Origin of the sequence: Bradyrhizobium sp. CCBAU 45321, assembly GCF_028128975.1 — a bacterium.
In the GTDB taxonomy this organism is placed as follows: Bacteria; Pseudomonadota; Alphaproteobacteria; order Rhizobiales; family Xanthobacteraceae; genus Bradyrhizobium; species Bradyrhizobium yuanmingense.
Window position 1 is genome coordinate 375296 of sequence record NZ_LFKZ01000127.1, and the last position, 13806, is coordinate 389101.

Annotated in this window: 15 protein-coding genes; 5 read left to right on the forward strand and 10 right to left on the reverse strand. The window is 61.6% G+C overall.

The features are described from left to right. Entirely contained in the window at positions 1-342 is a 342-nt protein-coding gene (locus ACM43_RS27090) for a phasin (RefSeq protein WP_157283861.1), read from the forward strand. 284 nt (positions 343-626) lie between these two features. Here ACM43_RS27090 and ACM43_RS27095 read toward each other — a convergent pair whose 3' ends face one another. After that, positions 627-944, reverse strand: a complete 318-nt coding sequence (locus ACM43_RS27095) for a c-type cytochrome (RefSeq protein ID WP_271544225.1) — start codon at positions 942-944, stop codon at positions 627-629. 334 nt (positions 945-1278) lie between these two features. After that, a complete protein-coding gene (locus ACM43_RS27100; RefSeq protein WP_271544227.1) occupies positions 1279-3075 on the reverse strand; it encodes a ShlB/FhaC/HecB family hemolysin secretion/activation protein in 1797 nt (598 codons plus the stop codon). A 131-nt stretch (positions 3076-3206) separates the two neighbouring features. Here ACM43_RS27100 and ACM43_RS27105 point away from each other — a divergent pair, with 131 nt between their 5' ends. The 3 genes from ACM43_RS27105 (at position 3207) to ACM43_RS27115 (ending at position 7921) form a co-directional block, all read left to right on the forward strand. Then, complete coding sequence (locus tag ACM43_RS27105; protein WP_271544229.1) at positions 3207-4439, forward strand: FecR family protein; 1233 nt, start codon at positions 3207-3209, stop codon at positions 4437-4439. A gap of 44 nt (positions 4440-4483) precedes the next feature. Beyond that, on the forward strand, positions 4484-7225 hold the full coding sequence (locus ACM43_RS27110) for an EAL domain-containing protein (RefSeq protein ID WP_271544231.1): 2742 nt from the start codon (positions 4484-4486) through the stop codon (positions 7223-7225). 501 nt (positions 7226-7726) lie between these two features. Then, positions 7727-7921, forward strand: a complete 195-nt coding sequence (locus ACM43_RS27115) for a hypothetical protein (protein ID WP_271544233.1) — start codon at positions 7727-7729, stop codon at positions 7919-7921. A 94-nt stretch (positions 7922-8015) separates the two neighbouring features. Here ACM43_RS27115 and ACM43_RS27120 read toward each other — a convergent pair whose 3' ends face one another. Further along, the gene (locus ACM43_RS27120) at positions 8016-8258 is read right to left on the reverse strand and encodes a hypothetical protein (protein ID WP_051056887.1); all 243 of its coding nucleotides are present in this window, start codon (positions 8256-8258) and stop codon (positions 8016-8018) included. Between the two features lie 2078 nt (positions 8259-10336). Continuing rightward, complete coding sequence (locus ACM43_RS27125) at positions 10337-10783, reverse strand: SgcJ/EcaC family oxidoreductase (RefSeq protein ID WP_271544236.1); 447 nt, start codon at positions 10781-10783, stop codon at positions 10337-10339. 239 nt (positions 10784-11022) lie between these two features. Between ACM43_RS27125 and ACM43_RS27130 the strand changes: the two genes are divergently transcribed. Continuing rightward, positions 11023-11172 (forward strand): hypothetical protein, encoded by a 150-nt coding sequence (locus ACM43_RS27130; protein WP_271544238.1) that lies wholly within the window; start codon positions 11023-11025, stop codon positions 11170-11172. Positions 11173-11226: 54 nt separating this feature from the next. Here ACM43_RS27130 and ACM43_RS27135 read toward each other — a convergent pair whose 3' ends face one another. The 6 genes from ACM43_RS27135 to ACM43_RS27160 all read right to left on the reverse strand — a co-directional run bounded on the left by ACM43_RS27135 (position 11227) and on the right by ACM43_RS27160 (position 13744). Then, complete coding sequence (locus tag ACM43_RS27135; RefSeq protein WP_271544240.1) at positions 11227-11430, reverse strand: CsbD family protein; 204 nt, start codon at positions 11428-11430, stop codon at positions 11227-11229. Positions 11431-11455: 25 nt separating this feature from the next. After that, positions 11456-11671 carry a hypothetical protein gene (locus ACM43_RS27140; protein ID WP_271544242.1) on the reverse strand — a complete coding sequence of 72 codons (216 nt, stop codon included), beginning with the start codon at positions 11669-11671 and terminating at the stop codon, positions 11456-11458. Between the two features lie 94 nt (positions 11672-11765). Beyond that, a complete protein-coding gene (locus ACM43_RS27145) occupies positions 11766-11987 on the reverse strand; it encodes a hypothetical protein (RefSeq protein ID WP_271544244.1) in 222 nt (73 codons plus the stop codon). A 762-nt stretch (positions 11988-12749) separates the two neighbouring features. Continuing rightward, a complete protein-coding gene (locus ACM43_RS27150) occupies positions 12750-12971 on the reverse strand; it encodes a hypothetical protein (protein ID WP_271544246.1) in 222 nt (73 codons plus the stop codon). A 68-nt stretch (positions 12972-13039) separates the two neighbouring features. Then, positions 13040-13300 (reverse strand): hypothetical protein, encoded by a 261-nt coding sequence (locus ACM43_RS27155; protein WP_271544247.1) that lies wholly within the window; start codon positions 13298-13300, stop codon positions 13040-13042. Between the two features lie 183 nt (positions 13301-13483). Then, the gene (locus ACM43_RS27160; RefSeq protein ID WP_271544249.1) at positions 13484-13744 is read right to left on the reverse strand and encodes a hypothetical protein; all 261 of its coding nucleotides are present in this window, start codon (positions 13742-13744) and stop codon (positions 13484-13486) included. Positions 13745-13806: the final 62 nt, after the last annotated feature.

Here is a 13806-nt window from a genome sequence, read left to right on the forward strand (position 1 = left end):
ATGATCGAACCGAAAATCGAAGTTCCGGCCGAACTGCGTGACTTGGCCGAGAAGACCATCGACCAGGCCGAAAAGGCCTTCGGCATGTTCTTTGAAGCGGCGACCAAATCGATGTCGTCCGTTCCGGGGGCGGGGACAGAGGTGTCGAAGCAGGCGTTGGCTTTCACGGAGCAGAACATGAAGTCGGCCTTCGAGCATGCGCGCAAGCTGGTGCATGCCACCGACCTCCAGGAGGCAATGCGAATCCAATCCGATTTCCTCCGTAGTCAGTTCACCAGCGCCGGAGATCACATGCGTCAGATGACCGGCAGTCTCATGCAACCCGGCAAGGGCAAGCCCTGATTTTCGGTCTGTGTACAGCGTGCCCACAAATTGATCTTGTATAACGTGAAGATCCGCGCTTCGATACCGGTGCAGGTCCATGATGGGCCACCGAATGATCTCATTCGCCGTCTGTCATCCTTTCTGCTGATCCCTGCCGGTCCACCGGCAGGGATTTGCATTTGCAGCCTTCGTGCAGCCCGGCGTGACCATCCGGGATGAAGCTCAGACTATCGCTGAAGCATGACTTCGGAAAAGCGCTGAACGGTTTGCTCGAGCGCGGCCTTCGGCGGCCGATCAGGCATCTAACGCAGCGATGCGATGTAGGCCGCGATATCGCCGGCTTCGGTTCGGCTCAGGGGAAAATTCGGCATCTTCGGGTGCGGATCGAGCAGGAAGAATGCGAGCCTTTCCGCACTGAAATCCTTCCTGCGCGCGACGGACGCAAAGGAAGGGACGTCGGCGCTCGCCTGAGCCTGTCCGTTCGCCACGACATGGCAGCTCGCGCACCAGCGCCTGGCGAGGTCGGCGCCGTGACCGGCATCGGCGCCGAGAGCGGACGACGAGCCGACGCCAGAGACGAGTCCAAGCAGCAGGAAAATCCGTCTCACATGCCGGAGCATAGGGCAATCTTTCTGCATTCGCTTGCGGCTGCTGTGCTCATCCGCAGCAGGATCCTGGAAACTGCGAGAGATCGATGCGAGCGACGATCGAGCGCAGCAGCCTGCGGGTCGAACGATAGAGATGCCGCATGGATGCAGGCACTCTCGCCGCGAGCAGGCCCTTCGGAACAAGGCTTTTCCTACCAAGACTTCCGGTATAGTGCGACACCTGTCTCTCCGACGGCACGTGGTTTCTTACCGTGCCGTGTCGGAGCCACCTTGATCTGCCGCAAAGCGTCCCGGCCAATAGTCGTCCGGGTTCATGATCATTGGGCTCTGCAAGCGCAAGGGGCGGCTAGAGACAGGCGGCCTTGCCGCGTTCGGGGCAGAGCCGGAACGCGCTCGACAGCGTGAAAAGAAAGCGTGGGCTGCGACGCTCGTTGTCAGGCGCCCGGTAGCTTAAGGGGACGGCGACGCCGAAATCGGCCTGGAGGTCGTCCGGCAGGAAGAAGCGCACACCGGCCCCCGCCGATGTCAGCGACAGCCCGTCGCTCAGGCGATAACCGTGGTTCCAGACGGCGCCAGCGTCGCCAAAGGCATAGAGTTGGTAGCCGGTCCAGTAGCGGAAATTGAGCTTCTGGTCGAAGCGCAGCTCGAGCGAGCCGGCAAGGCCGTTGTCGCCGCTGATCTCGGCTGCGCCATAGCCACGGCCAAAGGCCGCGCCGCCAAGATAGAATTGCTGCGAGGTGAACAGCGGGCGCGATGCCGTCTGGCTCGCCGCACCGAGCTTGAGCGACCAGACATCGTTGAGTGTCTGGTAGCGCGTGAACCAGAGGTTCAGGACCGAGAAGTTCGAGGAGGCGCCGTCGCGTGACAACAGATCGTCCTGGAAATGCGAGGCGCCAAAAATGTCCAGGCCCTGACGGTAGGTCAAAGTCGCAAAATTGGTACCGCCAAAAGGATCCAACAGCCGGTAGTCGGCGGTTAGGCTCGCCGTCCTGATGTGGTCGTTGTACCAGGGCCCGTAAAGGTCATGCTCGGACACATTGCTGAAGGTCGTCGCCGCGGTCAGCGTGAGCGTGGAGGATTGCGACTGCAACGGGACGACGCCGGCACGCAGCTCGAACGCCTCGGTCGTGGTGATGTCGCTGTCGAGCCGGCGCATATCGCCCGGTCTTACCGCGCTGTACAGCACGGAAGCACCCAGGCGGACACCGTCGACGCCGACGGGCGCATCGTACGACAGACGTGCGAAGCCGAGCTGACGGGGGTCGTTGGCGATGGTCGACAGGTTGACCGCCAATGTATCGCCAGGCGTGAGGTAGGAGTTGAACGCGCCGGTGGCGTAGGTCTGCCAGGGACCGACCGACGAGGATCCGAGATTGTCGAGGCCGAACGAGGAGAAGACGTGCCAGGTCTTCAAGTAGATGGTCAGGCGGAAGCGGCCCGTCGTACCGCCGATCTCCTCCAGCGCAGTGTCGGTGATCCGGACGCCCGGCCTGCCATTGATCAGGAAGAGCTGGCGTTCGAGCGTTGCCAGTCGCGAAGGCTGTTCGGTCAGAACCGGCGCCAGCATCGGCCTTATGCCGAACTGTTCGGCACCGTCGCCCTTCAGCTCGGCCTGCACGATCGCACCTTCCAGGACCTGAATCCGGACACGGCCGTCGGCGATGTCTTGTGGTGGCACGATGGCGCGGCTCAGATGAAAGCCGGCTTCGCGGTAGAGGTCGCTGATGGCGCCTGCGATCGCGGCCAGATCCGCCTGCGAGACCTTCCGGCCGAGATAAGGCTGGTAGACAGCGGCGATGCGATCAGGGGAAACCGCGTGGGCGCCGCTGACGCTGACGCCGCGCAGCACGAATTGCGGCTTGGTATCGCCGCCCGTCGTGGGCTGTCCGACGCTCGGCAATCGGACCGGCGGCCGGCCAAGCGATTCCTGCTCGGTCTGGTTATCAAAATATTTCTCGGGCTGGCGCGGGTCGAAGCCCGGCTGGTTCGCCTGTTGAGCAAATGCCGCTGGAGTTGCCGCGAAAAATACCGCTGCCGATACCAATGCGGTAAGGAGATGCCGCTTCTCACCGCGCGCAGCGACGCTGTCTCCGTAGTTCGACGGAGGATCTGCCACGGGACGGTAAGGGTTCGTTAGCCGCATGATTTTTCATAGGTTTTTATGGTCAACGATTGGTTAATCCGGCCGCTCCGCTGGCCGCTTTCCGATAATCCTATCTTGAGTGATTTCGGATACCCCTCAGGCTTGGCTGTAAACGCGGGCTGAGGATCATCATGTTCGGCAGAGTTGGAATGCGGCGCGCCCTGGCGGCGGCGCTGATCCTGGGAACGGCCTCCAGCGCATTCGCGGCGGACGACGGTGTGTGGTCGGTCAGCAAATCCTCGGGCGAGGTCTGGCTTGCCACGAGCGGCGCCCAGCAGGTGTCGTTGACGTCAGAAGGAACGCTGAAACCTGGCGATACCATTCGCACCGGTCGCAACGGGCGCGTACTCCTCGTCCGCGGCGAGGAAACGATCCTGATCTCTCCCAATTCGGTGGTGGGCCTGCCGGCCGAGAAGAAGGACGGCCTGTCGACCACCATCATCCAGCAGGCGGGTTCGATCCTGCTCGAGGTCGAGAAGCGCAACGTCAAGCATTTCGAGGTCGAGACGCCCTATCTCGCCGCCGTGGTCAAGGGAACGCAGTTCAGCGTCACGGTCGGTGCCGGTAGCACCAAGGTCGGCGTGCTCCGCGGCCAGGTCGAAGTCTCCGATTTCAAGACGGGACAGATTGCGCAAGTGATGCCCGGACAAGCGGCCACCGTCTTCGAACATGGCAAGCCCGGTCTCAGCCTCAGCGGTGCGGGGACGCTCAATCCGATCGAGCAGGGCAAGCCTCGCGCACCCACGATCGAGCGTGTCCCAGTGCCGAAGTCGGGCCTGTCGGCGCCGCGCCATGCGGCCAACGGCCATGCCATCCATGCGCTCGGCCCGATCGACAAAGGCACCAAGGCGGGCGGCGCACCCAAGGCCTCGGGGCAGGCGGCCGGCGGGCATGCCCCCAAGGCGGGAGTCGTGCGCATTTCGGCCGCGCTGGGGGAGGTCAAGCTGAACGTCCACAAGGCGACGCGCGGCCTTGCGCACGGCGGCGTTCCGCCAGGGCAGGCACGTAACGCGAATGCCAGGGGCGACAGTCAGACGGTCTGGAACGATGGCAAGACGAGCCCGGCTGCATCCAACGGCGCGGCAAGCAGCGGTGCTGCCAGCGCGAACGCCACGATCGCCGCAACGACAGCCGGCGCATCCAGCGATGCCCCGCGAGCAAACAACGGAAATCCCGGTGGCAACGGTAACTCGGGTAACAACAACGGCAACAGCGGCAACGGCGGCAATCAAAACAATAGCGGTAACGGCGGCAACAACGGTCACGGTAACAGCAGCCATGCCGACAACGGCGCCACCGGCAATGGCAGAGGCAACAACGGCCACGGCCACGGAAATGGCAGCAATGGGCACGGCAGACGCTGAACTCTAGGTGGACGCTTCCGTCGGGGCGGGTGTGGGGGGCTCGGGTGAAACGCTATCGGCCGCATATTCTTGTCGTGATCGCGCTCGCGGTGGTGTTGTCCACGGGCTGGCACGCTGCGCTTCGCAATGCGCTCACCGATCTTCGATTCAAGTGGCAAACGCGTGCGGCCACCGGCGACATCGTCGTGGTCGGTATCGATGCGCCGTCGATCGACCAGATCGGGGTGTGGCCGTGGCCGCGGCGTCTCCATGCCGAAATGCTGCAAAGGCTGGAAGCGGCAGGCGCGCAGGACGTTGCCTTCGATGTCGATTTCAGCACGCCGTCGGATCCCGCCTCCGACGCGGCCTTCGCCAAGGCATTGCGAGACGCCGGCGGTTCGACGATCCTGCCATCCTTCAAGCAGCCGACACCGAGGGGCGGCCCGGCTCATGTCAACCGGCCGCTGAAGTCGTTCAGCAACCAGTCGTGGCCGGCTCTCGTCAATGTCGCAATCGAATCCGACGGGCTGGTTCGCCGCTATCCGTTCGGCGAGAAGCTCGGCGATGCTTTCATGCCTTCGATGGCCGTCGTGCTGGCGGGACAGGACGCCAATCGGCGACCGCCCTTCCTGATCGATTTCAGCATTCGCGCACCCTCCATTCCCGCCGTCTCCTATGTCGACGTGCTGCGCGGCGATAGCGCCACGCTCGACAAGCTGAAAGGCAAGAAGGTCATCATTGGCGCCACGGCGCTCGAGCTCGGCGACCGTTTCAGCGTTCCCAACGGCAGTATCATCTCGGGGCCAGTCCTCCAGGCGCTCGCCGGTGAATCGATCCTTCAGAACCGGACCCTGCGCTGGACCTCCGATGTCGGCATGGTGGTCGGACTGGGCGCAATCTGCCTGCTGATGCTGTATTCGTGGCGCCGTATCGCGCCAGGACTTCGCGTCGCAATCCTGATCGCAGCCGGGGCGGTGGTCGAGCTGGCCGCAATCCTTGTGCAGGCAAGATGGCCCCTGGTCATCGATACGTCGCTGTTCCACATCGCCATCGTCGCTTACCTGACCGCGATTGCGCTCGACGAAATCGACTTCCGCAGCCTGCTCGGACGCATCGCCGAGAGCCGCTTTCATCGCATCGCGATGTCGCTCGGCGACGGGCTGGTCTGCACCGACGAGGATCACCGCATCACGGTCTGGAATCCCGGCGCGAGCGCGATTTTCGGCTACATGCCGGCCGAGATCATCGGCCGCCCGTTCGAAACGCTGTGCGCTTTGCCGGCACACGCCGGTGCAAGACCGTCCATGCACGACGCCGCGCGCCAGGCGCTCCTGGTTCCGGGCGGCGCCGTCGTCGTCGAGTTCGAAGGCCGGCGCAAGAACGGCGAAACCTTCCCGGTCGAGGCGAGCTTCTCGGGCTGGCAGGGAACCGACGGCTTTCAATATGGTGCCATCCTGCGCGATATTTCGGTGCGCAAACGCGAAGCCGAACGCATTCAATATCTCGCCGAACATGACGCGCTGACGGGGCTGGCCAACCGGAACATGCTGCATGTGGGCCTGACCGATCTGATCGCCGCGGCGGAGCGACGGTCTTCGAGCGTCGCGTTGCTCGTGCTCGGGCTCGACGGCTTCCAAGAGATCAACAACATGCTAGGCCACTCCGCCGGCGATCTCGTGCTGCGCGCGGTCGCCGAGCGGCTGCGGAGCGAAGTCGGTGGCAAGGCGATCGTCGCCCGGCTCAGCGGCGACGAATTTGCCATCGCGATCGATTGCGCAGAGATCACCGAGCCGGTCGCGGCGGTGACCGAGCGAATCGCGCGCGCGTTCGAGGCCCCTCTCGCAACCGGCACGCGCCAGCACCGGGTCAAGATCAGCGTTGGCGTCGCCGTCTATCCTGAAGGCGGGAGCAACGCCGATGACCTCCTGAGCAACGGCCATCTCGCGCTGACGAAAGCCAAGGCGACCAGGCGCGGCGGCCACGTCGTATTCGAAGCCGCGATCCGGCAGGAGCTCGAGAACCGCTTGAGGCTGGAGGGCGAGCTGGCGCTTGCCGCCGACCGCAGCGAATTCGAGCTGTTCTACCAGCCGCAAGTTCATCTGATCGACGGCAGCCTGATCGGGGCCGAAGCGCTCATCCGCTGGCGGCATCCGGTGCGCGGCTACATCTCGCCGGCCGAATTCATGCCTGTTGTCAACACCTCGGCGCTGTCGGAGCGGATCGCGAACTGGGTGATGGAGACCGCCTGCCGCCAGGCGCGAGCCTGGGAATTGTCCGGCAGCGATGTGCGCGTGGCGATCAACCTCTCTCCCTCGCAGCTTCAGTCCGGCGACCTTGCGCATTCGGTTGCAGCGCTGCTCGAGACGACGGGGCTGACGCCGTCGCTGCTCGAGATCGAAGTCACCGAAGACATCCTGCTGCATGACGAACGCCGCGTGCTTGAAATGTTCAAGCGAATCCAGGAGCTCGGCGTCCGGATCCTGTTCGATGATTTCGGCACCGGTTATGCGAGCCTGAGCTATCTCAAGAAGTTTCCGCTCGACGGCCTCAAGATCGACCGGTCGTTCGTCTTCGGTCTTCTCTCGAACTCCGACGACGCTGCCATCGTCGGGTCGACCATCGGCCTCAGTAAGCAGCTCGGTCTCACCGTCGTCGCCGAAGGCATCGAGAACCGTGCAACGGCCGACTTCCTGGTCACCATGGGATGCGAGGAAGGGCAGGGATATTTCTTCGGCCGTCCGATGCCCGCCGAGGCGTTTGAGAGACAGTTCCTGGCGGCCGAACTCCAGACTGTCAGCGCCGCCTGAGCGGAGGCTTTGGCCTGCGCGTGACACTAGCACTCCGAATGGAGGCTGGTTGTTTTGGCGAGCACCATCGCGCGGGTCAACATCTGGTATTCAGCATCCGGTGACGGGGCCTACATTCCTGCTTCCCGCGAGTTCGCATCGCGATCTGAGCGCGGAAATGCGCCACGGGGATTGGCCTCGCATGGTCTGCTTTCGAAAGCTGAGCGGAGAGACCTCTTGAAGTTGCGCAGGGCAGCTTTTGACCCACAGCCGACGAAGGCCGAGATCATGAGTATTTTGCCAAACTGAAATCACGGAACTAAGCACCGGGAACCAAATGGCCGGAGCTAAGCTGATCCTGCCGGATCGCGCCTCCACAACGTGATGCCGACACAAGGCCTCAGCTCGGCCAGCCCCGGAGCTGAGGCCTTTTTATCCCCTGTGTACATTTTTGTACAAAGCGGCGGAACGCAGTACGAGTTTGTGGCTTCATCCCACGGGGCCTTCATGGGATAAAGAGACGTGCCGCGTTACATCTCCTTCGCCCGAGAGGCGGCAGCAACGCTGCTGCGAATGGCAAAAACAACAAAGGACCCACAGGTTGCGTCGGGATTGATCCAGCGAGCGGCCGACCTGAAGGACCGCACGGGCGAGTTGCCCCCGGTTGATATCGAGATTGCCGCGGCGGACCCAAAGAAGCCGTTGACGAAGAACTGAGCCCGCCGCAATCGGCGGTCCCCTTTATCGGAAATATGGTCCTTTATCGGAAATAGGGATGAAGCTGGGGCCCAACGGGGTCGCCAGAACGCTTTCATACATTTCCTTTCCAGATCAGCCATCGGTAGACGCCGAACACGTTGATAAGTGTCACCACCACGTTTTGCACCATCAGCGCATATTCCGCTGTTAGATAGCCGACGACGATCCAGATCACCGATGCACCGCTCAGTACGACGAAGGCCCAGCCGGTAATGAGTGGCCGCGCCCGGGCAGCTAGGATCAGCCCGGCGCCGATCGTGCCGACTGTCGCCACCCAACGCAGGATTTCATCCATGATGCGTGTGCTCCCCGAAAGCCGACGTCGGAGCGTCGCTCCGCGATTTGCCTAGACGGACGCAGTCACAGGCAGGCCGCCGGAGTGGAACTTTCCGTCTCGTGCCGACCACCATGCGACCCCCGCCCGAGCGACTTGGCCCCACAGTGGCGGCCGAAGGTCAGGGCACCACTGTGGTGATCCCGTGCGGTATCAACTCCGCTGCGCCGAAATCGGAAGCTCCTTTTTTCTCATCCCCGAACCGCGTTTCTATCAACCGGCGTGCTGGCACATTGCCCCGGGCTGCGAAATGAAATCTGAGCCAAGGACTTATCTCGCAACGAGCTGATGAATGAGCGCGACTTCCGCTGTTGACCCATCGGCGAAGATGCGCGTCGGCCCACGGAGGTCCGCTCGTTGCGGCAGAGCGGACGAGATTTGCTGAATTTGAGTTCTTCGTGGTTCGGCCCGAAGCGGAAGGTAGCGAGCGGTCGCCAATGGCGTGGCATTCCCCCAACTTGTCGTCCTTACTGTCCATCAGGTCCCGGCCTGGAATCTTCTATCCGGGCCTTGAGCGGAAAGAAACTCTCGGCCAGGATCCTGTCTTCCGCCGTCTGCAGCCCTCGATTGAGGTAAGACATATGATCCTCGCCGTCGAACGCGATTTCGGATCGCTGGTAAATCCCCGCGCGTGGGGACGCGCGAGAGCCGGCGGACGCATGACATATTATCACCAAGCTTTTGCGTGCTCGCGGAGACTGGGTCTTGTTCTCCAAGGAGTTGGGAGCGAAGTCAGCTTGCAGTGAGACCGATAGCTCGGCCTGAAGATAAGGCTCGGCGTTCTCTTGCCGAGCCTTTCTTCCTATTTGTCTATCCGTCGATTCCGATCTCGAAAGAGACAAAGACGATCTTTACTTATTTAGCGGCTTATCACACGGCAAACGGCCCGTGTTTCTCGGTCGTAGTGACCCGGCTGTTTCAGGACAGCTGCACAGCGCCGCAACACCCGCTGCTGCTCTGCGACCTCCAATGTCGCGAAGGCTGTGCCGACGTTGGCAGGATTGAGGCCTGCCAATCCAGAGCTGTTGTTTGCATTGCCAACGCCATTATTTGAAATGCCCGCGGCTCCCGCGGCACCAGGGCCAATGCCGACAGTGCCAAGCCCGCCGGTGCCGAGGCCCCCAGTACCTGCGCTGCCGGAACCGACACCAACTCCCGCGCCTGCCCCACCAACTCCTGCAACACTCGCACCTGCGCCAGCTCCTGCCGCGCCTCCGCCGACACCCACGCCCCCCGTGGCGCCAGTTCCGCCAACTCCGGCGCCCACTCCAGCACCGACGCCAGCACTGCCCACTCCGGCGCCAGCACCCGTGCCGACACCACCAACTCCGGCGCCAACGCCGGCACCCACGCCACCATCGCCTACTCCGGCGCCAGCACCCGCGCCAACGCCGCCAACCCCGGCACCAACACCGGCGCCGACGCCACCGCTACCCACTCCCGCACCAGCACCTGCACCAACACCTCCAACACCGGCGCCAACACCCGCGCCCACCTGGGCTTGCGCGAGTGGTGCTGCTGCGGACAATGCAACGCAGACCGTGGCCGCACAGAGAAGCTTCATTCGCATACACGCCTCCATGAATTCCGGCGCCCGCAAGGGGACGCCTGCAACAAGATTCTTTTCCAGGAGGAAGCGATGATTTGTGGGTCCGTTCCTCAACCGGCTGCAAGTAGGTTAACGGGACGAAAAGAGCATTCCGAGAATTTTGCGATTGCGGAACCAGCGCGCAGTCGCGAGGCTATCGAGTTCGCAATTCATCTCGTCGCTTGTGGGGAAGGTTCGGTGGCTTTACGCGCGGTTTCGTAAGCTACGCTTTATGGCCCGTGTTAGACCTCAGCTCGGAGCGCCGCGAGGTCAGCTGTCGGGCGTTGACCCGCCAAAGTTATGACCGGTCAAGGCAGCCTTTGACCCTGAGCAGACCTCTGGGCCAACGCTAACCGATGCCGAAAATCGACGAACTGATGAACTCTAGGCGCGGGTCCACTCGTTTTTATGATCGCAACTCAATGGCGCAACAGCTTCAGGGCAGTATTGCTCATTGCCGCTGAGCAGCGCGTGGCGACGAATGATGATGCGCGATCACCCATTTTCCGTCGCGCTTCACAACCACAAACGTAAAACGCGATGGTCGGGGTTCGTAGTGTTGTTCCTGTCGGGCAAAGTCATAAAATCCTGCGACAACGACAGCGTTTTCACCGAGCACGATTACATTCTTCTCTTGTATCGTGTTCCTGCGGCCACCCTTATCAAGCGCAACGAAATACTCCCGAATCGCCTCCGTGCCTCGGGTCGCGACCGGGTCGGTCGTTCCGAGAAGAAGGGCATCCGGCGCATAGAGTCTTACCAGTGCATTACGATCATTGGCGCTGTATGTTGCCGACCACTGATCGACCACGGCGCTTGCCTCCTCTGCAGGGCTAGCGAGAGTTGGCGTTGCCATCGAAACGAGCGCCACGCATAGAGCTTTGGTCAGAATCCTCATGTAACCCTCCCATGAACGGAGGGAGCCATCATAACACTCAAAGTCGCCTATTGGCCCTTAGCCGAACAAGGCAAGACCGTTGTATGTCGGCTATCGGCGGCAGAGCGGACGAGGGGCCGTGCTCACTTCGACCCGCTGCTTGTGACTCAAGCCGAAATGAAGTTCGACCCACCCAACACCGTTGCCAATTGACTAGGGATTGACCTGCAACCTAAGCCTAGCGTCACCGATTTCGGTAAATGGCTTTAGTTTACGAGCGCGACATGACTGAAAAAGTTGCCAATGATGGGAGCATCCCGCAGCGTATCGCAGCTTACCGGAAGGAAGCGCGTCTCGCGTCGGAAGACCGGGGTGCCGCCCGCGACTTGATGAAGCCGCAGGAGCTTTGAAGCGCAAATCGCTACACAAAAGAAAGCCCGCTGGTATCCGCGGGCTTTAGGCTACTACCACTTCTGGCGACCAAACCAGTCGTTGAGCTCTTTTTTGGCTTGATCCTTTTGGTAACCGTAACGCTGCTGGAGCTTACCCTCAAGTTGGTCTTGCTTGCCATCAATGGTGTCTAGGTCGTCATCCGTGAGTTTGCCCCACTGCTCTTTCACTTTGCCTTTGATCTGCTTCCAATTTCCTTCGACGCGGTTCCAGTCCATGGTGGCCTCCTCTTAGAACTTCATTTCAGATGCCGAGACCGCCGCTTTGGCTAGCTATCGCAAGCGCTTCGGAGAAGCGGGCATTTGACCTTTGGCTATCCGCGATCGGCGCCGCAACAGAACGGCGGGCGATGGTCTCCCGCAAACAACAGCGTTGAGGGACATTGGTTCGCGTCAGCTTTGGCTCTGGAGCGATTTTCACGATGCACCAAATCGCGATGCCATTAGGATGAATCGTCATCGCGCTTCACGCTATTGTTTGAGCATGATCTTCTCGGAAAACCGCTACGCACTTTTCCGGATGATGCTCTAACGCACAGCGGCGCCGAATGCCGTCACCCGTTCAGCTGTAACAGCGAGAGGAGGCGTTGTCGGTCCTGATCAAGAACACGCTGGGCTCTGCGCAATGTGTCCAGCTCTGCTTCAGCAGTAGCGGTATCCTTTCCTTCCCGCTTCAGCTGAAGGATCGCTCTCTCTTGCTCTGCAAGGCGTCGTTCTCCTTCAACTACATCGCGCTCGATCTGCCTCAACGCATCATAGACGAAGGTCTTGTCCATCAGTGTGCTCAGCTGGCGCCGCCAATCTCTTCTTTTTCGGTCAACCTCAGCTCCGTCCCGACGTTCCCGCTCGCCACCGCTTTTCGGCCAAAGCCAATCTCATGCGCAGGGCAGATTAAAGCTGCTTGAGCCCGCAGAGCACTGCGCTGGCGCCGGGCTGGGGTTCCTTGTCTGGCGATGCTTCAGAGCCGCCTCATCGATCCAGGGGTACCGCCTGGTCCCTCGGTGCCATTGCGAGAGAGCAGCCGCACGCGCTCGTTGTCATGCATGCCAGCATTCCATCGTCTTGGATCCAGTCAGGCCCTCGGGGGGCTTGCTTGCGGCTGGCCAGCCACAGCTTGCGGCCCTCGTATGCTCGGGCAGATAGATCGCTCACCGTAAAGCAACCCTTTTCCCAGCGGCTGCATCGTTCAAATCGTGGCGCAATTAAATATTAATATAATTCGCCATTTTAAATGAATTAAATGCTGGACGATATTTAAAGTTGGATTAGAATGAGGACCGCTTGGCGCCGGATGAACGCGTCAAGGACCTCCTAGAAGCGGTCCCATCATCCCGCCCTGCCGCCCTGTTCCAAGGATGTAAGGGGCCGCTTCTAGGGCAAATTGTGAGCTAGATCATGCACCTGTCACTAGGTGATTGCTTTCTCATCTCCGCAGCAACGGCTACGCTCCTCATGATTGAGATCGGAGTCTTGATCATCGTGGGTCTGATCTGAGCCAATGAGAAGAGCGTAGGGACGTTCTGAGGGCCAGCTACATATCACGTCTCCTTGGAAACGTGTTCGGCCTCGACGGCGCGGAGCAGGGCGGCAAGGCTGGGATACTCCACGCCATTGCGGACGTAGCGGTTGACGTGCTCGGCATAGCGGGCCGATCCGTCGGGCTTGCCCTGCCACCTGAACAGCAGCACGGCACTGTTGTGTTGGCGCAGTACGTGGCCAGTCCCATTTCCGAAATACTTGCTCATGGCGTGGCGCTTCATGGTCGCGCCTCCGGCTTCGCCAGCTCCGGCTCGTCGATTTCCAGAAAGCATCCGGAACGGAGATGTTCCTATTGTGAAGCGAGGAGATCTTCGCCGGGGGCGAGCAGCTTCACGCAAGTTCCGCTTTCGTGAAGCATCAGCCAGCCCTTCTCGACCGCATAGACGATGCCAGCGCCAAACTCTGTGGCGCCGGCCTTAAGCTGGTAAGGAAACGTTGCACTGATCTTCTCGATATGAATGCGGCCGTCTTGAAACAACAGCACGGCCGCCGACGCTGTCATGACCAACGCGGGAGGGCTGAGGTTCGTCAACAGCAGCACGGCCGGCATCGCTACGACCGCTTGTACAAGCCCGCCGTGCGCGACCGGGCTCAGCGCTTGACCCTTAAGGTGAAGATTTCCATTGGCAAGTGCCACCGCGGGGGGGAGTGCCTTCAGATCGGCTCCGGGACCGAACCGCAGCGCCGAGCGAGTCAACGGAGGACGGTCTCACTAGGGGCGGTCGCAGAACAGCTACCTTCGGCGCGCGACCGCGACGCCAAAAAGGAAGGCGACGAACAGGCTCGCAAGCGGTGCTTCGCGCGTGATCGCTGCGACCGTTGCGAGTGCACCGCCGGGCTTGCGCGACTCCTCGACTGCCGAGGTCAGACGGTTGACCGTTGCGTGCAGGCCTCCGGCGACTTCACCGATGGTCCGCGAGACGTCCGCGGCCGTATCGATGGCACGCTCGGCCATGCCGGGTTCGGACGTGGACTGCGGTATCTCCGTGCTCAAGGGCGACCTCCAGGCGTGATGATCGAAGCCGGCACCTTTGGCTATCCGCGCGAGCGCTCGTT

Bases quoted from the DNA above. Each gene is read 5' to 3' on its own strand.
- ACM43_RS27090 (WP_157283861.1), top strand. From the start codon at position 1: ATGATCGAACCGAAAATCGAAGTTCCGGCCGAACTGCGTGACTTGGCC.
- ACM43_RS27095 (WP_271544225.1), bottom strand. From the start codon at position 944: ATGCTCCGGCATGTGAGACGGATTTTCCTGCTGCTTGGACTCGTCTCT.
- ACM43_RS27100 (WP_271544227.1), bottom strand. From the start codon at position 3,075: ATGCGGCTAACGAACCCTTACCGTCCCGTGGCAGATCCTCCGTCGAAC.
- ACM43_RS27105 (WP_271544229.1), top strand. From the start codon at position 3,207: ATGTTCGGCAGAGTTGGAATGCGGCGCGCCCTGGCGGCGGCGCTGATC.
- ACM43_RS27120 (WP_051056887.1), bottom strand. From the start codon at position 8,258: ATGGATGAAATCCTGCGTTGGGTGGCGACAGTCGGCACGATCGGCGCC.
- ACM43_RS27125 (WP_271544236.1), bottom strand. From the start codon at position 10,783: ATGAGGATTCTGACCAAAGCTCTATGCGTGGCGCTCGTTTCGATGGCA.
- ACM43_RS27130 (WP_271544238.1), top strand. From the start codon at position 11,023: ATGGCTTTAGTTTACGAGCGCGACATGACTGAAAAAGTTGCCAATGAT.
- ACM43_RS27135 (WP_271544240.1), bottom strand. From the start codon at position 11,430: ATGGACTGGAACCGCGTCGAAGGAAATTGGAAGCAGATCAAAGGCAAA.
- ACM43_RS27140 (WP_271544242.1), bottom strand. From the start codon at position 11,671: ATGACGATTCATCCTAATGGCATCGCGATTTGGTGCATCGTGAAAATC.
- ACM43_RS27145 (WP_271544244.1), bottom strand. From the start codon at position 11,987: ATGGACAAGACCTTCGTCTATGATGCGTTGAGGCAGATCGAGCGCGAT.
- ACM43_RS27150 (WP_271544246.1), bottom strand. From the start codon at position 12,971: ATGAAGCGCCACGCCATGAGCAAGTATTTCGGAAATGGGACTGGCCAC.
- ACM43_RS27155 (WP_271544247.1), bottom strand. From the start codon at position 13,300: ATGCCGGCCGTGCTGCTGTTGACGAACCTCAGCCCTCCCGCGTTGGTC.